This is a genomic window from Brenneria rubrifaciens (genome assembly GCF_005484945.1).
GTDB lineage: Bacteria > Pseudomonadota > Gammaproteobacteria > Enterobacterales > Enterobacteriaceae > Brenneria > Brenneria rubrifaciens.
Window position 1 is genome coordinate 3,820,447 of the sequence record NZ_CP034035.1, and the last position, 17,994, is coordinate 3,838,440.

Below are 17,994 nucleotides of genomic sequence, written 5' to 3' on the forward strand. Positions count from 1 at the left end.
GTCAGGTTTTTTTTCCGGGAAGATAAGGGAAGTGCGTCACGTTATCCCCCAGTTCGGAAATACGGGCGCTGCCTTTTTCCGTCACCGCATCAATACGAATAATTGCCTGCAAAGGGATAAAGCTGCGGCTGACGCCGGAAAACTCCGTTTTAAGCTTTTCTGTCGAAGGGTCGACCAGCACCGTTGATTGGCTATCGAAGACAAAGTCGGCGATTTCAATAAAACCGAACAGCGTGCTCGACACTAATTCACGCACATAAAGCTGGTAGTTCTTACCATTATTAATGAATTGAATACGATACAGTGCGGATTCCTTACTCATTCAACACTACACTCCTTCAAGCGATTTTACCGCCCCCATCGGCAGTAAAAACAGGTCGATAAAATAGCATGAAGCACGGGTATTCGCATCAGTCTCACCCGATGTTGTTTATACTTATAGCAGCCCCCTACATTGAATAAAGAAAGGGTTACATCTGATACTGGTTACCTTCTCTCATAAGGACGATCTATGCTCTGGTCATTTATTGCCGTACTTTTCTCTGGCTGGCTATACGTTGACGCCAGCTATCGCGGCCCGGTGTGGCAGCGCTGGCTGTTCAAACCGGTCACGTTGTTACTATTGCTGGCGCTGGCCTGGCAAACCCCGCTCCTGAGCGTACCCGGTTATTTGGTAGTCGCAGGCTTGCTGGCCACGCTGGTCGCCGACACTCTGCTTCTGCTTCCGACACAGCGTCTGCTCTACGCGTTTGCCGCCTATTTCGTGTCTCACCTGCTTTACACCATCAGCTTTTTCACCAGCCAGATCACGCTGACATTCTTCTGGCCGCTGGCGCTGGCGCTCGCGGTGCTGGCGGCGGTGCTGATCGCCATCATCTGGAGCAGACTCGATACCTTACGCTGGCCGACATGCGCTTTTATCCTCATGACCACCTTAATGGTATGGATCGCCGGGGAGCGTTATTTTGCACTGGAAAGCGATTATAATTTCTCATTACTGGCAGGCTGCGCGCTGCTATTCATCGCCCACGCGACCTGGCTTATTCATCACTATCGCATCAGCTTCCGCGCCCATCAGGTCATTGTGGCGGCCTGCTATTTTGGCGGACATTTTCTTATCGTGCGCTCACTCTATTTTTAACGTTCACCCCGCACGCGAATTGCTGGAGTAACCCGATACAACGGTGTAAAGTTTCTGATGGAAATCATTATCATCAATACAGGAGGAGTATATGCATTCTCATCAGCACCACCATCATAGCGGTGAAAAGTCAGCCTGCTGTCAGGCGCATGCCAAACCGGTATCACGCGCGGAAAAAAGCTGCTGCGCGGTAAAACACGCCCCTGCCGCCGCAATCAATACAGGTCGCACTCCCGATAACACCGCATCGGAAAGCGGCGATAATGCCGACTCGGACGACCCCGACGGCGGAGACAGTGACCGCCCCCGCGCCTTTCAGAATTTCAGTTGGAAAATCACTGGAATGGATTGTCCAAGCTGTGCCCGTAAAGTTGAAAATGCAGTAAAAAATCTCCAGGGAATCGAACGCGCCAATGTGTTGTTCGCAACCGAAAAACTGGTTGTCGCCGCCCGCGACGATGTCCGCTCACAGGTACAAAACGCAGTTTCGCAAATTGGTTTCACCTTGCATGATCTTGCCCCAAGCACGCCACCTGCGGCGAATTCACGCCGTTTCATGCACGGCTCTTATTTTCAAGAATATGGTTTCCTGATTCTCTTTGTGTCGTTGACCGCCATCAGTTGGGGGCTTTCATTTCTGGATGATAGGCTCAGTGAAATGGCGTTTATCGCCACCACGGTTGTCGGCCTCATTCCCGTACTGAAAAAAGCCATACAGCTTACCCGCTCCAGCACCCCTTTCGCGATTGAAACGCTGATGAGCGTGGCCTCCATCGGGGCTTTACTGATTGGCGCCACAACAGAAGCCACGGTGATTCTGCTGCTCTTTATGCTGGGTGAACGACTGGAATCCTATGCGGCCAACCGTGCGCGGCAAGGCGTCACCGCTTTAATGGCCCTGATCCCTGAAGACGCCATCGTGCTCAGAAACGAGCGGCGCGTTAAGGTGCCGATTGCCAGTCTGTTACCCGGCGATGTGATTGAAATCGCCCCCGGCGGACGACTGCCTGCCGATGCGGAATTGCTGCATGTGGAAGCCAGCTTTGATGAAAGCGCCCTCACCGGCGAATCAATGCCCGTTGAGCGTAGCGCAGGCGAAAAAGTCGCCGCCGGCAGCCTGTGCGTCGATAAAATGGTACAACTGCGCGTCATTTCACAACCGGGCAACAGCGCCATCGATCGCATTCTGCAACTGATTGAGGAAGCCGAAACGCGACGTGCGCCAATCGAACGTTTCCTCGATAGCTTCAGCCGTTATTACACGCCAGCCATTATGTTGCTGTCGTTACTGGTTATTCTGATTCCCCCCCTGCTGATGGGCCAGCCGTGGCAAGAGTGGATTTATCGCGGCCTGACGCTACTGCTGATCGGCTGTCCATGCGCGCTGGTGATTTCCACGCCGGCGGCGATTACCTCCGGTCTGGCGGCGGCAACCCGCCAGGGCGCGCTGATCAAAGGGGGCGCGGCGCTGGAATCGCTGGGAGGAATTCGCACTATCGCCTTTGATAAAACCGGCACGCTGACCGAAGGCAAACCACAGATTACCGATATTTTACCGGCGGTTGGCGTGAGTGAGGCGGCGCTGCTGGCGCGAACCGCGGCAGTGGAGGCCGGCTCACACCACCCGCTGGCGCAGGCGATTGTGCAACACGCCCGCGCCACCAGCGTTTTCCTGCCAATCGCGGCGGATCGCCGCGCCTTAGCCGGCATCGGCGTGGAAGGCACCATCGCGGGTAAGCGAGTTCAGGTTAGCGCCCCCGCCAGACTGCCCGCGGGTACGCTGGCTCCTCTCTGGCAACAGCAGGTTGATACGCTGGAAAGCGCAGGCAAAACGGTGGTTGTCGTACAGGAAGAGGGGCAAGTACAGGGTTTGCTGGCCCTGCGCGACACATTGCGAAATGACGCGCGAAACGCGCTGGCCGCGCTACAAAATATGAACATACGCTGCGTCATGCTCACCGGCGACAACCCGCGTGCCGCCGCCGCAATCGCGGCCGATTTAGGTATCGACTACCGGGCAGGCTTGCTGCCTGCCGACAAAGTGGCCGCCGTGAGTGAGCTTAATCAGCAGCATCCGGTCGCCATGGTCGGCGATGGCATCAACGACGCGCCCGCCATGAAAGCCTCAACCATCGGCATTGCGATGGGAAGCGGCACCGATGTCGCGCTGGAAACCGCGGACGCCGCCCTGACGCACAGCCGTCTGGGAGGATTAGCCAGCATGATCCGGCTGTCGCGCGCAACGCACCGGAATATTCGTCAGAATATTACCATCGCGCTGGGGCTGAAAGCGGTTTTCCTGATCACCAGCATATTGGGGATCACCGGGCTGTGGCTGGCGGTATTGGCGGATTCCGGCGCCACGGCGCTGGTCACCGCCAACGCGTTGCGGCTGCTTAAAAAACAGGATTGACGCATTTCAACGCCCTGTCATGCAGGGCGTTGTCGCTTAACCCTTTTTGCGCAGCAAGTAACGGTAGGGAAGCTGTTCGGTCATTTGCGCCAGCAGATCATGCTCCATATAGCGGCAGAAACCGGGAATATCACGGGTGGTCGCGGGATCGTCTGCGATCACCAACAGCGTTTGTCCAGACGCCATCTGGCGTACCGTCTTGCGCATCATCATCACCGGTTCGGGACAGCGCAGTCCCTGAACATCAAGGGTTTTATCAGGATTGGCGAATAGGTCGGTCATCAACGTTCTCTGTGGCAGGGTGGCAGGCAGTCATAAAAAACCGCTTTAGTTTACGCCGGAGATTCTGTGACGCAAGCCACGACAACGTTTGCGTAAAAAGCAACCATTGCATTACCAAAGCGGTTGCGTATTATGCCGCCGTATCGCCGGAAAAAACGGCGCAGGATGATTTCTTGGGTTCCCTAACCCCAATAACCAAAAAGGTCACATTATGTATCGTTTTACTCCCCGGCAGCAGCTTAGCGCGCTGATCTGGCTATCGTTGTTTCACATTCTGATTATTACTTCCAGTAACTACCTGGTACAGCTTCCGGTATCAATCTTCGGTTTCCATACCACCTGGGGCGCGTTTACCTTCCCGTTTATCTTTCTGGCGACCGATCTGACGGTGCGGATTTTTGGTGCGCCGCTGGCGCGTCGTATCATCTTGACCGTTATGGTGCCCGCGCTGGTGATTTCCTATTTTATTTCCGCGCTGTTCTATCAGGGGACATGGCAAGGGTTCGGTTCGCTGAGCCAGGTTAATATCGTGGTTGCCCGCATTGCCTGCGCCAGCTTTATGGCTTACGTTCTGGGTCAGATTCTGGATGTTCACGTGTTTAACCGGCTGCGCCAGCGTAATGCCTGGTGGGTCGCGCCGGCGGTTTCAACCGTATTCGGCAATCTCAGCGATACGCTGGCCTTTTTCTTTATTGCGTTCTATCGCAGTAGCGATCCTTTCATGGCGTCGAACTGGGTCGAGATAGCGCTGGTGGATTACACATTCAAGCTGTTGATTAGCCTGACCTTCTTCGTACCGATGTATGGTGTGATGCTAAATAGGGTGTTGAAATACCTGAGTGAACAGCAAGATACGGCGTCCTGTCAGTCGGTTAAAGGCCACAGCTAACAGAATCCGCCGCCGAGTGTTGCCGATATTGGCGGTAAAATGCTTGTTTATGCCGTCTGAATAGGGTGCCATACTGTGCTCACCTGTTAAAAAAATACTGAGAAAGGGACCTATGTCTAACTTAGTAAAATACTTCGGTGTCAGCCTGTTGGTGACCGTGCTGGCGGCCTGTGATGGCAAAACGGACGATGCGGCAAACGCGCCCGAACAAGATAAACCGGCGGCGGAAGCCTCCGCGAATCAGACGGTTGAACTGCTGTCAGGGAAAATCTCGTTTACGCTGCCGGCCGACATGCAGGATCAAAGCGGTAAATTAGGGACGCAGGCAAACAATATGCATGTGTACGCCAACGGTAACGGACAAAAAGCGGTGATCGTGATCCTGGGCGACAAAACCACGGAGGCGCTGTCCGTACTGACGCAACGCCTGGAAGATCAACAGCGAACCCGTGATGCCAACCTTCAGGTTGTAACCAATAAAACCATCGAGGTTGACGGGCAGAAACTGCAACAATTAGACAGTATCATCACCAGCAGCGGACAGCAGGCCTATTCCTCGGTGGTGCTGGGCAAAGTGGACAACCATCTGCTGACCTTACAGATCACCCTGCCCGCAGACAATCAACAGCAGGCACAGACTACAGCGGAAAACATCATTCACACGCTGAAGCTGAAATAAATACCCCGCCTGCCGCAAAGATATAACGTCATCTGCCGACTGTCTTTTTTATGGCGGGCATTCTGCCCGCCCCCCTGCGACCGTCATTGCGTGGCGTTGAAAACGCGCCTGCGATTGATGACGTTCGATCGTTTAATGCCGCATTTTTTCCGGCTAGACGACCAAAGGTCATGGCGATACTGCAAGCCCGACGGCGCCGTGTACGCCGCCAACGGTTTCCCCCGCCCCCTATGCGCATGGGATGACGACACAATGGCTAAGGGGACAATGGCAGGTGAGAATTGAACAGTATTTTTTTGAGTTATGCGTGCTTGACGTCATTTCAACACAAAAAGTAGGGAATTAAACGTGAGTCCACTCTCACCGTGCTCACCCGAAACAAGCACTACGGCTTGGTTTTATCAGAAAACAGAGGGGGTTGGCAGAATAATGCGTTACATTTCAACATGCTTAGGCGTGTCTCAGAAAACGGTAAATAACCTACATTAAGCCGATTGCAACGACCTCAAGAAAATCCGCAAACCGAAGATGACCGACAGCATGATCGAATAAGCTAAGAGGCGACGAACGCTTAACCGTTTTCTGAGACGTCACCAATCGGCGTCATTGAGATGAAAATAGCAGACCCACTAAATCCGGGGCAGACTCACCAAGGAAGATCAGCGCATTGACTGATAGCTGCATCATTTTTCGTCCTGTGGCGCCTGATCGATCGAAATATGACCGCTTCGGCCCTCCGTTGGACCCGCTTCTTGCCGCTGAAATGCTGGTGTCGAAACGATGACGTTGGGTGTTGGCCGGATGGAATCGCCCGAAATACCTCCGCGACCATGTGCAAGCGTCGTTACGCCATTCCCGTCTAGTATGCCAAGATACGTCGAGCCGCCTCCATCCAAAGCGAGCGTAGACGCATTGCCTCTGGCCCCACTCGAATGAGCATGGCCTTGAGCGGAGTCTGCGCCGATCTGAGTAAGCTTTTGCCAGACTGCCATGGCGACACCATTTTTCCGGCTTCCTCCCGCGGTTAAGGCATGCATGACGACATCACCGCCCGATCCCTTTTTGGATGGGTTAACGCTAATCGCCGATCGTTCGATCGGGTCGCCAGATGGCGTCATGGACCCGCCATATTTGTTAAGTTCGTTTTCATTTTTTCCGTCTGGCCGATATATAAATTTTTTGTCTCCGAAGGGCACCGCCTCCTGCTTTCCGTTTCGGGCTAACAGCGGTCCACTGCACAGACTGGTCTTGCCATCAATCATGATTTGTCCATAGTACGGCTTCCAGAGCCGGGAGATCGGTTGATGATCCCCTCGGTGAGAGGTTGGGCCGATCGTCGCGCCAATGTTGGTGATGTGCTTTCCATCGTCACCTATCAAGCCTGGCTTGTGGATAAAATACCCGCCGTTGACAATTGCCGTCGGGGCGGGCGTGTTTTTGGATAACGCTTCGGGGCGCTCCGGTAAAGCTCCTTCTTTGGTGCCAATCACACGTGTCGCCGAGGCGCCGCCTACAACGGTCAGACGGGTATACTCAGAATGCGGATTCATAAGGTTTTGCATGCGTGCAAACGGCGTGTTATCGCCCGCGATAGTTGCTTCACCTTGCTTTAACGGTTTTATCGTGGTCTTGATTATTCCCGGTGCAACTGATTGCACACGAACCTGTTCGCGAACGCGCTCCCCATAAGTAATTGCCTGAGTGGACGCAGATGCGAAGCTGAGTGACTCGGTCGGCTGATGAGGAGGATCGTTTGAGGCCACCGTAACTCGGTCGGCACTCTTTGATGATGAAGGTGAAGCAGAGGGGTTATTGGCGTGTGGGGGAATAGTACTGTTTACTTTCATACGAGTTCTCTAAGTAAAGGTTTGGTTTTCGTAACGGGAAGCTCCTTGTGACACGAAAACCTACGTTAAGGTTTTCCATAATGAACCGTATTTAAATGTAAAACCGGCAAGTTTAGTTCCCTTGCCTGGTTCAAAATTAATTGGTTTACAATGACTAATACCTGTGATTGGGGTATTCCTACGCGTTGTCGCTAAGCCTGCTTCCCAGCGCAAGCTTAGCGTGATTTACTTTCAGTTTTCCGAGGCGCCCCCTTCAAGCCCGCGATTTGGCAGATTGCGCGTGAACTACGCCGTTCATCCGAAACCGAACCGTTTTGTGATTTCATTTCATCTTTGCAAGGAGGCGTAAAGTTGCAACGGCCCGCAAGGCGCGCAGCCACAGCACAAGCAACTTGAACAGGAGAGCGGCAAACCTTGAAAGCAGGGCATTCTCATAATGTTGGTTATAATCAAATCTGTTCTCTATCACCCAAACCTGACCGCAGGAGAAGTTCGATGCCCGAACCGGCAGACTCGGATCGTCATTCACCACCGGCCCACCCCACCCATAAAGAGTGCGGCGGCTCAAAAAAGCCGCGCTCTGTTTTAACCCGGACCAAACGTTTAATGAAGCGCATTCAGGCCATTCCTAGCGTTGCGCATATGATCCGTGCCGGCGAACGCTTTGATGATCGTATGGGCAACCAGTTTGGCGCGGCGATCACCTATTTTTCTTTTCTGTCGCTGATACCGATCCTTATGGTGTCCTTTGCAGCCGTCGGTTTCGTGCTGGCCTCCAACCCGGATTTGCTCACCGGGATTATTAACAAAATCGTCAGCAGCATCAGCGATCCCAGTCTGGCCAGCACACTGGAGAATACGGTTAACACCGCCATTCAGCAGCGCACCACCGTCGGGCTGACGGGGTTATTGATCGCCCTGTACTCCGGCGTCAGTTGGATGGGTAACTTACGTGAAGCCATCCGCGCGCAGTCGCGCGATGTCTGGGAACGCAACCCGCGTGATGAAGAGAAGATTTACTTTCAGTACACCCGCGATTTCCTGTCGCTGATCGGGCTGATGGTTGCCCTGGTCATTACGCTGTTCCTGACCTCGGTGGCCGGCACCGCGCAGAATATAATTGTGAATGCACTGGGGCTGGGCGGCATCGAATGGCTGCGGCCCGCGCTGACGCTCATCGCGCTGTCGATCTCGATTTTCGCCAACTACCTGCTTTTCCTCTGGATCTTTTTTGTGTTGCCGCGCCACAAACCCAAACGTAAAGCATTGTTGCGCGGAACCTTGCTCGCCGCGATTGGTTTCGAGGTGATCAAGTTTGCCATGACCGTCACATTGCCCAAGCTCGCCAGTTCACCTTCCGGCGCCGCTTTTGGTTCCGTGATCGGCCTGATGGCCTTTTTCTATTTCTTCGCCCGGTTAACCCTTTTCTGCGCCGCCTGGATTGCCACCGCCAATTATAAAGGCGACACCTCAACTGACCGTAATGAGCAGCAAAGCGAAACGCAGAGCAAGGATTCGCCGACCTAGCCCGATAAGATCCTCAATCCAGACAGGAGAACCTATGCCGTACGTCAATATCAAAATCACCCGGGAAGGTGCCACCGCAGAGCAAAAGAAAGCCCTGATTGCGGGGGTCACACAACTTCTGGTCGATACGCTGGGGAAAAACCCCGCCACCACCGTGGTCGTCATTGATGAAGTCGATACCGACAACTGGGGTATCGGTGGAGAAAGCGTGACCCGCTTACGCCAAAAATAACCCCGTAGCGCTCATGCTCTTGTTCAATAAAACGGGTCGGAAAGCACGGGTTTTTCGACCTTTGTCATAAAAAAATAAAACATCGTTTCAACACTATTGACTCCGTCTCACGTTATCTTAAAACTGAGGCTGATTTCCGCGTTTAACCGGCTTCTCTTTTTAAACAGGCCACCGTGATGACAACTAACCACATTGCCGTAATCGGCGAATGCATGATCGAACTGTCGCAAAAAGGCACGGCGATTCACCGTGGATTTGGCGGCGATACCCTGAATACGGCCGTCTACATCGCTCGTCAGGTAAAGCCCGACGCGCTGGGCGTTCACTACGTTACCGCGCTCGGCACCGATAGCTTCAGTGACGAAATGGTCGTCGCATGGCGGAAAGAAGGGGTGAAAACCGATTTGATCCAGCGCATGGATAACAAACTGCCCGGTTTATACTTTATTGAGACAGACGACGCCGGTGAGCGTACCTTTCATTACTGGCGCAATGACGCCGCAGCCCGTTACTGGCTGGACAACGCCGAAGCGGAAGCAATCTGTCAAAGTCTGGCGCGTTTTGATTACCTTTACCTCAGCGGCATCAGCCTGGCGATCCTCAATCCCGCAAGCCGCCAGCGCTTGTTATCTTTGCTGCGCGCCTGCCGCGCCAATGGCGGTAACGTGATTTTTGATAACAATTACCGCCCGTGTCTGTGGCAGAGCAAAGAAGAAACGCGGCAAGCCTACACGGAAATCCTGTCCTGCACGGATATCGCGTTCCTGACCCTGGACGATGAAGAGATGCTGTGGGGCGAAAAAGCGGTTGAAGACGTGCTGGAACGTACCCACGGCTTTGGCGTGACGGAAATCGTGGTGAAGCGCGGCGCGAATTCCTGTCTCGTTTCAGTGCGCGGGCAGACGGTCATCGACGTACCGGCGGTGAGGCTGCCGAAAGAAAAAGTGGTTGATACCACCGCGGCTGGCGATTCTTTCAGCGCCGGTTATCTGGCGGTTCGACTCAACGGCGGCGGCGTTCAGGAAGCGGCTCAGCACGGTCATCTGATCGCCAGCACCGTTATCCAATATCGCGGGGCGATTATCCCGCAGCCAGCCATGCCGGTTTAAACAAAGAAGAGCAGGCCGCGTTCGCGGCCTTTGGCCCCTACGGGGCAGCGGGCGTGTCGCCTTGCAACGGAGGCGTTTCTGCGCCATCCGCCGCGGGCGTCATGATCCGGTCATAGGCAGCCTGAAGATCTTTCATATTCACCTCCGGTTCACCCTGCTGCTGCACCAGCATCAACGTCGCGTCCTGCGAAAGCTGCTGGTACAGCGCTTGATTCAGCATGTCGGCCGTCAGCGCCGACAGGTAAGCCTGCCGCAGTTCCTGATATTGCTCAGGGGAGATATCCACCACCCCATTCTGCTGCGACCGCAAACGTTGCGACATCAGTATGTCGGTGCTGGTGCGGGCATAGGTGGCGAACAGTTTGTTCAGTTCATCCTTTTTACGCAAAACCAACGCATCAAACTCCTGTTGCGTCAGTCCCTTATCCCGCAGCACCGCCAACTCCTTAGCCAGAAACGTCGCGCCCGTTATCGCGCCGCCGCTGTTTGGCATATCCAGATGGATCGCGCACTGCGCCCGGGTATAAAACACATTGCAATCAAAGCGCAGATTGTTGTCTTTCTGCTGCTGCTTTTCCATCGCCTGTTTTAAATGCCAGTAGAGCGCTTCGCGCGCCAAATCACGTTGCCAGTAACGCATTAACGCCTGCGACTCACGAATAGGATGCCAGGGCATGTCCCATACCAGCGACAACGTATCCTGCCGGGCATCTTCATTCATCAGGCTGATGGCCTGTGTCGGCAGCGGGGTTAATGTCGGCACTGGAGCAGGCGCTTCCCGTTTGCCCTGCAACGCGGAGAACGCCTTGCCGATTTGCTCGATAACACTTCGGCTATCCACATGTCCGACGATATAAAGCGTCATGGCATCAGGCGTATACCAGGTTTGATAAAATTGCTGCAACGGCTTACTGTCCAGCGGCGCTTTCACGTCCTGACCGGGATCGTGGGCCAATAATGCCGATCCTTTCAGCCGGTAGCGCCAACTGGGTTCCTGGGGATTCTTAGGAAAGGTCGTGATCCGATCGGGAGCGTTAAACGCGGCCTGAATACTTTCATCGTCGATCGTCATCTGTCCCGCGGTTTCCGCCAGCCAGCCCAGCGCCTCTTTCAGCAATTCTGGCTGGTTAATCGGCAGGCTCAGGTTGTAGGACGTGAAATCATAGGACGTCACCACCGGCGGCAGAGGAAACATGCCGTTATCGTCCTGTGCCCACATCGACTGTAGGGCCGGAAGCTTCTCGCCGAAGGCAAGCGCCAGATGGGGAAGAAAATGAGCAAACCCGATTTGCTGGGCATTCTCCACCAGCGAACCGGTATTGACCATCAGCCGTAGCTCTATTTTATCGCCAGGGCGCTGTGGCGTGGTCAGTAATTGCCAGGTAAAACCGTTGTCCAGCTTACCCTGTTGCCAGGCCGGATCGGGTTGTAGTGTTTCAGCCTGCACGTTACTGCCGACAGCCGCCAGCAACATTCCACCAACTAAAAGGCCAATTTTGGTGCCCTGCATGTGAACCCCTACTTAAATAACTATCCAACACAATGTGGTTGTTGTTGATAATAATGGCGGCCTTGCGTTTGCCACCGAACACGCTCATGTATGCATCACGGAAAATGAGAAAGGCGAAGTGTACCACTCCCTTTGACCACGTGCTTTTATCTATGTCACCAGCGGAACGAAATGATCCTCAAAAAAAGAAAAATATTCATATTTAACAATCTGGTTACGTTATTGGACAGATAGCGGCGGACAGGACGACCGCTCAGAAAAAAGAGGCAGGTACAGAAAGGGGGGCGACTATTTATCTTTCCCGCAAACTTTCCGTCGCCGAACGCTGGATCGGACGGGTAATGAATTCGATGAGGCAGCGCTTGCCAGTCTTGATTTCAGCGGTGAGGTTCATGCCAGGGTTGAGATGGATGGTCTTGCCATCAATCGCCATCCGCGTTTCAATTTGCAGGGTGTCGTAGGCGAGGTTCTGCGCCTCAATGATATTGTCGCTGTTGTGGTCATACTCGGCGAGCGCCTTGAATCCGTTGTCGGCTTTCTGGCCGTTGCTCAGCATAGTGTGGTTGCCGAATAATTCATTGCCGTTACTCATGCGGCCATCGCCATTGCCATTGCCAACGCCCTCACCAGTTTGAGGGTCAATATAACCGAACCGATGCAGAATGTCAGTCTTGGTATAAGTACCGGGCGGTAGAGACACATTAAAGAATTTTTCAACCATATCGAAGTTGGCTGAATTAACAACTGTCCCGCACCACTTATCATGCATTCGGTTGCATTAATAAGAACTGTATTTTTTTAATAACTCGCTGCGGTGATTGAGAATTAACGGTTCCAGTATATGTTCGGGTTTGTTGTCGGTGCCATACAGAGACTTATTAGTGACCTGCTCTGCGCAGGGAAGTACCATCACGCTCTCCTTGAATCGATGAACTTAGAAATATGGCGCCTCAATTAAAATCATCTAAACATTGATTCCAGAAGCTGAAAATTTGACTAACTCCTAATTCCGGGCATAGCCGCAGTCATTAACCTGGTAATAAGTATTTCGAGATATCATTTCTTTATGGGACCCAGTTTCTCTGTCGATATAGCGAATTTTATGATGAAAGATAAACATTCCGTCACCTGCTCCGTTCGCGCCCAAAAACCGAACTGGCCACCTTCCACCAGTCCCCAGGTGCGCTCGTAACAACGAGGATTCTCTTTTAAAAACTCCTCTTTGCTGTTATAAGGCATCAAGATAAATCGCTTTACCAACTCTTCAAAAAATTCACCTTTTCGTCTGTTGTTGTTGGTGAAAAACTCGATGTCCAAAAGACCAATAACTGTTTGTCTTTGCAGATAATTACCAATAGAAATATCCAACCGTTCCTGAGTCGTGTAACGTTTTCCCATTCGCTGATTATCCCAGATGCGAGAGCCGAGATAGTTACGTGTGCTGGTATAGGTAAATGTAATAACCGCAACAATCACCAAAGTAGTAAACGTTAAAGGATTATTTTAAGGGTAAACTTAATTACCGAGCTAAGTTTTATACTGCTTAATTTACGCGTCATGTTCGATTACCCGCCCCTTGTTGGCTTGATAATTTAAATATCATTAACTGTCAGATAAGGCACTGTTACGCTAACGAATAATCCGCCAACGTTACGCTATTTTATACATGGAACAAATGCCGCTTCATTAAAATTCTTATACACAGTAGTTTATTTATTTTCTATCCAGAATATTAATCATGAATTCCTGTAACGTAGTAAAGTTATTGGTAATATCATCACGTTCTCTTTGGGGGATTTGCGTTGGTTAATATTTTTATCGAAATATTAAATTGCCCGCCATAAAAAATTCCCCGCGATGCAACCACACCGTGGGGAAATGTTCAGAACAGCGCGTTGTAATTATGACAGCGTCGTTGGCTCTGTCGTATTATCGCGTTTGTTATGACCGGAAAGCACATTATTCAGTTGTTCCTCATCCAGTTCGTTGCAGTATTTCGCCACGACGATAGTCGCCACACCGTTACCGATCAGGTTGGTCAGCGCACGGGCTTCCGACATGAAACGGTCAATGCCCAGAATTAGCGCCAGGCCTGCCACCGGCAGGTTGCCGACGGCGGACAACGTCGCAGCCAGCACGATAAATCCACTGCCTGTTACCCCAGCCGCGCCCTTGGAGGAGAGCAGGAGTACAACCAGCAGGGTGACCTGATGCCAGATATCCATCTGGCTATTGGTTGCCTGCGCAATAAACACCGCAGCCATCGTCAGGTAGATCGACGTTCCGTCAAGGTTAAACGAGTAACCGGTGGGGATTACCAAACCGACTACGGACTTCTTACAGCCGACTTTCTCCATCTTTTCCAGCATCCGCGGTAAGACGGATTCAGAAGACGAGGTGCCCAGCACGATCAGCAGTTCTTCTTTTATATAGCGAATGAATTTGAAGATATTGAACCCGGTCGCTCTGGCGATGCTGCCCAACACCAGGAAAACAAACAGAAGACAGGTGATGTAGAAGCAAATGATCAATTGCCCCAGTTGCACCAGCGAACCCACGCCATATTTACCGATGGTGAAGGCCATCGCGCCGAATGCCCCCAGCGGCGCCAGTTTCATAATCATGTTAATGATACCGAAAATGACTTTGGAGAAGCTTTCGATCACATCAAAAATCATTTTCCCTTTACTGCCCAGACGATGCAGTGCAAAACCAAACATGACGGCAAACAGCAGTACCTGCAAAATATTACCGCTGGCAAACGCCCCTACCGCACTTGACGGGATCACATCCATCAGGAATGGAACCAGACCTTGCTGAGAAGCCTGCTGGGTATAAACCGCCACGGCGGAGGCATCCAACGTGCTCGGATCGACATTCATTCCCACGCCGGGTTTTATGACGTTTACCACGATCAGACCAATGATCAAGGCAATCGTACTGACGATTTCAAAGTACAGCAGGGCGGCCGCACCGGTACGGCCCACCGATTTCATGCTTTCCATGCCGGCAATACCCGTTACCACCGTACAGAAGATAACCGGCGCAATGATCATTTTAATTAATTTAACAAACCCATCGCCGAGCGGTTTCATCTGAGCACCAAGATCCGGATAAAAATGACCCAACAGTATCCCTACCGTAATAGCAACAATCACCTGGAAATAAAGACTTTTAACAATTGATAGTTTCATAATTATATGTCCTATGGTGGGGAAACACAGGAGGACAAATCGGGTACGCAGCCACCTGTGATTGCGCCGGAAAGTAACATTGCAATAACAAGCGGGGAACGTTTTATAACTTTAGTTTGTGAACGTTAGGTTAAAAACAAGAGCTAAATCGCTTCAATAGATGTGAATAATAAACAGTTATGCAATTTATTTGTAACAAATAGCTGATAACAGCAGAGATAACGCAGCCGTAAAAAACAGCCAAAGCCAGTCACGACAAGACTTGCACAAGAAAAACAGCAAAAACCATATAAAATATAATGTTATTAGCCTATAAAAACGCTTGAATCAGGGTGTAATGAGATGGATGCCATTTTTTCCTTTATAACGGGCGGTCTGCATCGCAAAACGTGCTCGTGCCAGTAATAAGGCGGCGTCCTTTTGTTCTTCCGTCACAGGCGGGATCAGATAAATCCCCCCTGCACAGGCCGCCAGCGACGACTGGACGGCGGAGGCAAACGGCGCATTGCACTGCAACACCACATGCTGTACCCAGTCCGTCGCCTGCTCCGCTGGCGACGGTTGCCTCAGCATCGCGAACTCATCTATGCCAAGACAAGCCAGCAAGACCGATTCCCCAGGCACCTCCTGCGCGGATTTCAGTTGCTCTACCAAGGTATAACGCATGTTGTCCTGCCTCGCCAATGATGGCTCAAATCCGATCACCACTAGACTGAGCGGGACGTTTTCTGACAGACGTTGCCGCAATCGCAGCAAAAAATCGTCTTTTCCCGGCAAACCATACCGTCCTTCAATCGCATCAAGGCATTGTTCCCGCAATTGTTGATTGCGGTTGTAGCTGCGCACCAGCGCGCCAAGTTCGTCATCCTGATGCCATGCGGGCAGGGTCAATTGATGATGGGGAATCTCTTCCGCCGACAGATTTTGTAACTCGGTAATAATGGCGCGCAGCGGATGCACCATAAGTCGATTGATACACCAGGTAATCGCAATGGACAGGATCAATGCCAGCAGCAAATACGTCGCCAGCATGGTCGAAAACGTACTGACGATAAACTGAAACATGCGGTAGGAATCCGCCTGCAACACCAGGTTTGCCAACGGCGTCGTATTCTGCGTCTGCGGTGGCGAATAAAGCGGTACAGAGATACGGATTGGCAGTTTGAATACGCGTGCAATCCAGTTAGGCACCGGGCGTTCGGTTGGAAAATTGGCATGTAGCGTCTGGAATTCGCCGGGCAATAGCACCTCAGCCCGACTGAGAAAGCCGGCGGGCAGCAAGTTATTGAGAATATCTTCGGCGCGTTGCACTTCGCCTTGCAACACCGCCTCCGTCAAGGGCTGGCGCACAGAATAAGCGATGCTCTCCAGTTGCCTGGCATAATCCTCACGACGCTGGTGCACGAAGTGAAAGAGCTGTATCACGATAAAAAGGCTGATGGTAACCAGTGCCACTGCGGACACGGCAGTCATCTGCTTAATCGTTAATGAACGTCTGAGCCGCAAGCGCCTTCTCCGTCAATCCGTATTGCCTAAAAAACGCCAATATGCCGCAATTTCACTCAATTACGGGTTGAAAATACCTTACTTGCTCACTGATGGCACCGATATGACAAAAACGGTAGTATAAGACAGCTTATCGGTGCCTCAATGCGGTTTTATGCTGATATCCACTGGATTTCATCTTAATCTTAAGCCCGCATTTCCACGATGGCGCCGTGCTGATGACAAACGGCCTCAGAATAGGGTATATCGGCGTGACAAGCCAGAAAACGGCCCCTGTGTTTTCAACTCCAATGTAAAGAGAACCTGACGTCTTCTAACGGCGCGGAGATGCGGGGGTGGCCAATTCGGATAAGCAACCCATTCCCCGCGATTCAGGCGGATACAGGGTTTATCCTGATATTGCATCACTGTTGCGTTTTCGTTTTCCGAAACGGCTTCCGTTTGCGGCAAATCTTTCGTCAGCTTCGTCCAGTCAACCGAAGACGCGGTGAAGACCCGCCATCAACCAGACGCGCGACCAATGCTGAAATAGCCAGATAGCGACTCGGCGCGGGAAACGCTATTACCCGGCTTTTCTCCCGCGTATAAAACCGATCCAGATAGGCAGCCAGATTTTCATTCGTCGGCGGCAACGCATCACCGCCCCAATTGGAATCTCGACGGCCGTGGTGGTTTCCGACACCCTCGGCCCGGAGAGGTTAACGATATTGAGCCACGCCAGGCATCTGCGAGCTTTCAAGCAGCAATCGCACCGACACCCTGAACGTCTCCGCGGGCAGATAGCCCTTGATCTGCAAGGCCGCATCGTCGTCGGTAATTGATCGATACCCGCGGGAACCCGTCTGGAAAAATGTTGCCCCTGCGCGTTTACAAGCCGAGACAAGAAGCGGGACAGCGGTTCGGAATGCGTCACGATGATATTCACGCCGCAGGCCAGCAACAGCCGTTCATCACTGGCGCCGGCGCAGCCCGTCGCCCGTTTCCATTACCCAGTACTGTTTTTTTCTTGCGTAAAACCCGCCACAGCCTCGCGGGGATATAAAGAATGAATAACCGCTTTTTCGGTTTCATCGATCGCATTAGATCATCTGTAAAGCCGAGCAATGCCGCTCTTTTTTAGGTAACAAAAATAGCAGGGTAATCGTTTTAAACGGGTAGTCGGTAACGGTATGAATACCGATTCTGAATTGCCGCCACAGCATATTAACGCCACCCGAGCGTCCTCTGTCTGTGCGCTAATCACTTGCGGGCAAAACAGAGTGGCATCAGTCTGACGATCAATATTAATCCAATATAATCCCGGCAACTGCAACGTTAACCGCTCATCCCAAAACTGGCGGATACCTAATGGAAAAGATTGCACCATGGGTTGATTTTCTTTTTTGTGAAGGGCGTTCCGGTCTATCCTCACTGTCCAAGCGGATCAAAATAAACTCTAGCACCATCAATAGGGATCACAAATTTTCTGATCCCAGCGAACCCTATGAACATGGGTCCATCGCTCTTGCATTCGCTGTTGTTGCACGATGGCACGGGCGAGAGCATCGAACAAAGTACCGCTGTTGGGTATGCCGATCCCTGTTCGCAACATCCCGCCCGTCAGTCCTATCGGTCACAAGTGAAATCAGTCCCGCCCATTGCGGTCCCCATCGAATCCAGGCAAAC

The 17,994-nt window shown here is 52.1% G+C and carries 17 protein-coding genes and 1 pseudogene; 7 read left to right on the plus strand and 11 right to left on the minus strand.

Translation table 11 applies throughout. The annotated features are described in order from the left end of the window. Position 1: 1 nt before the first annotated feature. A complete protein-coding gene (locus EH207_RS17110; protein WP_137715066.1) occupies positions 2–322 on the minus strand; it encodes a DUF1820 family protein in 321 nt (106 codons plus the stop codon). A 189-nt stretch (positions 323–511) separates the two neighbouring features. Between EH207_RS17110 and EH207_RS17115 the strand changes: the two genes are divergently transcribed. Next, a complete protein-coding gene (locus EH207_RS17115; protein ID WP_137715067.1) occupies positions 512–1,141 on the plus strand; it encodes a lysoplasmalogenase in 630 nt (209 codons plus the stop codon). A 91-nt stretch (positions 1,142–1,232) separates the two neighbouring features. Further along, positions 1,233–3,554, plus strand: coding sequence for a zinc/cadmium/mercury/lead-transporting ATPase (locus tag EH207_RS17120; RefSeq protein WP_137715068.1), 2,322 nt, complete (start codon positions 1,233–1,235; stop codon positions 3,552–3,554). Positions 3,555–3,590: 36 nt separating this feature from the next. Here EH207_RS17120 and tusA read toward each other — a convergent pair whose 3' ends face one another. Continuing rightward, positions 3,591–3,836 carry a sulfurtransferase TusA gene (gene tusA / locus EH207_RS17125; protein ID WP_137715069.1) on the minus strand — a complete coding sequence of 82 codons (246 nt, stop codon included), beginning with the start codon at positions 3,834–3,836 and terminating at the stop codon, positions 3,591–3,593. A 211-nt stretch (positions 3,837–4,047) separates the two neighbouring features. On the opposite strand from tusA, the gene EH207_RS17130 reads away from it, so the two are divergent. Together EH207_RS17130 and EH207_RS17135 are read left to right on the plus strand one after the other, a co-directional pair. Continuing rightward, positions 4,048–4,725 (plus strand): 7-cyano-7-deazaguanine/7-aminomethyl-7-deazaguanine transporter, encoded by a 678-nt coding sequence (locus EH207_RS17130; protein ID WP_137715070.1) that lies wholly within the window; start codon positions 4,048–4,050, stop codon positions 4,723–4,725. 112 nt (positions 4,726–4,837) lie between these two features. Further along, entirely contained in the window at positions 4,838–5,404 is a 567-nt protein-coding gene (locus EH207_RS17135) for a DcrB family lipoprotein (protein ID WP_137715071.1), read from the plus strand. A 683-nt stretch (positions 5,405–6,087) separates the two neighbouring features. Here EH207_RS17135 and EH207_RS17140 read toward each other — a convergent pair. Further along, positions 6,088–7,251: a phosphodiester glycosidase family protein gene (locus tag EH207_RS17140; RefSeq protein WP_137715072.1), complete on the minus strand. Its 1,164-nt coding sequence runs from the start codon at positions 7,249–7,251 to the stop codon at positions 6,088–6,090. 495 nt (positions 7,252–7,746) lie between these two features. On the opposite strand from EH207_RS17140, the gene yhjD reads away from it, so the two are divergent. The 3 genes from yhjD to kdgK all read left to right on the plus strand — a co-directional run bounded on the left by yhjD (position 7,747) and on the right by kdgK (position 10,119). Beyond that, positions 7,747–8,778 (plus strand): inner membrane protein YhjD, encoded by a 1,032-nt coding sequence (gene yhjD, locus EH207_RS17145; protein WP_137715073.1) that lies wholly within the window; start codon positions 7,747–7,749, stop codon positions 8,776–8,778. Positions 8,779–8,812: 34 nt separating this feature from the next. Beyond that, the gene (locus tag EH207_RS17150; RefSeq protein WP_137715074.1) at positions 8,813–9,010 is read left to right on the plus strand and encodes a 2-hydroxymuconate tautomerase family protein; all 198 of its coding nucleotides are present in this window, start codon (positions 8,813–8,815) and stop codon (positions 9,008–9,010) included. Positions 9,011–9,186: 176 nt separating this feature from the next. After that, on the plus strand, positions 9,187–10,119 hold the full coding sequence (gene kdgK / locus EH207_RS17155; RefSeq protein ID WP_137715075.1) for a 2-dehydro-3-deoxygluconokinase: 933 nt from the start codon (positions 9,187–9,189) through the stop codon (positions 10,117–10,119). 37 nt (positions 10,120–10,156) lie between these two features. Here the strand turns inward: kdgK and EH207_RS17160 are convergent, their stop codons facing one another. The 8 genes and pseudogenes from EH207_RS17160 to EH207_RS18660 form a co-directional block, all read right to left on the minus strand. After that, positions 10,157–11,629, minus strand: a complete 1,473-nt coding sequence (locus EH207_RS17160) for a M16 family metallopeptidase (protein ID WP_137715076.1) — start codon at positions 11,627–11,629, stop codon at positions 10,157–10,159. Positions 11,630–11,921: 292 nt separating this feature from the next. Beyond that, on the minus strand, positions 11,922–12,398 hold the full coding sequence (locus tag EH207_RS17165; protein ID WP_137715077.1) for a hypothetical protein: 477 nt from the start codon (positions 12,396–12,398) through the stop codon (positions 11,922–11,924). A 287-nt stretch (positions 12,399–12,685) separates the two neighbouring features. Next, positions 12,686–13,108: a hypothetical protein gene (locus EH207_RS17170; RefSeq protein ID WP_137715078.1), complete on the minus strand. Its 423-nt coding sequence runs from the start codon at positions 13,106–13,108 to the stop codon at positions 12,686–12,688. Between the two features lie 422 nt (positions 13,109–13,530). Next, on the minus strand, positions 13,531–14,823 hold the full coding sequence (locus EH207_RS17175; RefSeq protein WP_137715079.1) for a dicarboxylate/amino acid:cation symporter: 1,293 nt from the start codon (positions 14,821–14,823) through the stop codon (positions 13,531–13,533). A gap of 327 nt (positions 14,824–15,150) precedes the next feature. Then, positions 15,151–16,329, minus strand: coding sequence for a HAMP domain-containing protein (locus EH207_RS17180; protein ID WP_217496107.1), 1,179 nt, complete (start codon positions 16,327–16,329; stop codon positions 15,151–15,153). A gap of 345 nt (positions 16,330–16,674) precedes the next feature. Further along, positions 16,675–16,892: pseudogene (bcsG, locus tag EH207_RS18495) on the minus strand (cellulose biosynthesis protein BcsG); the annotation flags it as partial. After that, the gene (locus EH207_RS18655) at positions 16,892–17,254 is read right to left on the minus strand and encodes a BcsE family c-di-GMP-binding protein (RefSeq protein ID WP_425456732.1); all 363 of its coding nucleotides are present in this window, start codon (positions 17,252–17,254) and stop codon (positions 16,892–16,894) included. The pseudogene bcsG and the gene EH207_RS18655, both read right to left, overlap by 1 nt. Positions 17,255–17,413: 159 nt before the next feature. Continuing rightward, a complete protein-coding gene (locus tag EH207_RS18660; protein ID WP_175413708.1) occupies positions 17,414–17,695 on the minus strand; it encodes a BcsE family c-di-GMP-binding protein in 282 nt (93 codons plus the stop codon). Positions 17,696–17,994: the final 299 nt, after the last annotated feature.

Bases quoted from the DNA above. Each gene is read 5' to 3' on its own strand.
- EH207_RS17115 (WP_137715067.1), top strand. From the start codon at position 512: ATGCTCTGGTCATTTATTGCCGTACTTTTCTCTGGCTGGCTATACGTT.
- EH207_RS17120 (WP_137715068.1), top strand. From the start codon at position 1,233: ATGCATTCTCATCAGCACCACCATCATAGCGGTGAAAAGTCAGCCTGC.
- tusA (WP_137715069.1), bottom strand. From the start codon at position 3,836: ATGACCGACCTATTCGCCAATCCTGATAAAACCCTTGATGTTCAGGGA.
- EH207_RS17140 (WP_137715072.1), bottom strand. From the start codon at position 7,251: ATGAAAGTAAACAGTACTATTCCCCCACACGCCAATAACCCCTCTGCT.
- EH207_RS17165 (WP_137715077.1), bottom strand. From the start codon at position 12,398: ATGCATGATAAGTGGTGCGGGACAGTTGTTAATTCAGCCAACTTCGAT.
- EH207_RS17150 (WP_137715074.1), top strand. From the start codon at position 8,813: ATGCCGTACGTCAATATCAAAATCACCCGGGAAGGTGCCACCGCAGAG.
- yhjD (WP_137715073.1), top strand. From the start codon at position 7,747: ATGCCCGAACCGGCAGACTCGGATCGTCATTCACCACCGGCCCACCCC.
- EH207_RS17175 (WP_137715079.1), bottom strand. From the start codon at position 14,823: ATGAAACTATCAATTGTTAAAAGTCTTTATTTCCAGGTGATTGTTGCT.
- EH207_RS17160 (WP_137715076.1), bottom strand. From the start codon at position 11,629: ATGCAGGGCACCAAAATTGGCCTTTTAGTTGGTGGAATGTTGCTGGCG.
- EH207_RS18660 (WP_175413708.1), bottom strand. From the start codon at position 17,695: ATGGTGCAATCTTTTCCATTAGGTATCCGCCAGTTTTGGGATGAGCGG.
- EH207_RS17110 (WP_137715066.1), bottom strand. From the start codon at position 322: ATGAGTAAGGAATCCGCACTGTATCGTATTCAATTCATTAATAATGGT.
- EH207_RS17135 (WP_137715071.1), top strand. From the start codon at position 4,838: ATGTCTAACTTAGTAAAATACTTCGGTGTCAGCCTGTTGGTGACCGTG.
- EH207_RS17130 (WP_137715070.1), top strand. From the start codon at position 4,048: ATGTATCGTTTTACTCCCCGGCAGCAGCTTAGCGCGCTGATCTGGCTA.
- kdgK (WP_137715075.1), top strand. From the start codon at position 9,187: ATGACAACTAACCACATTGCCGTAATCGGCGAATGCATGATCGAACTG.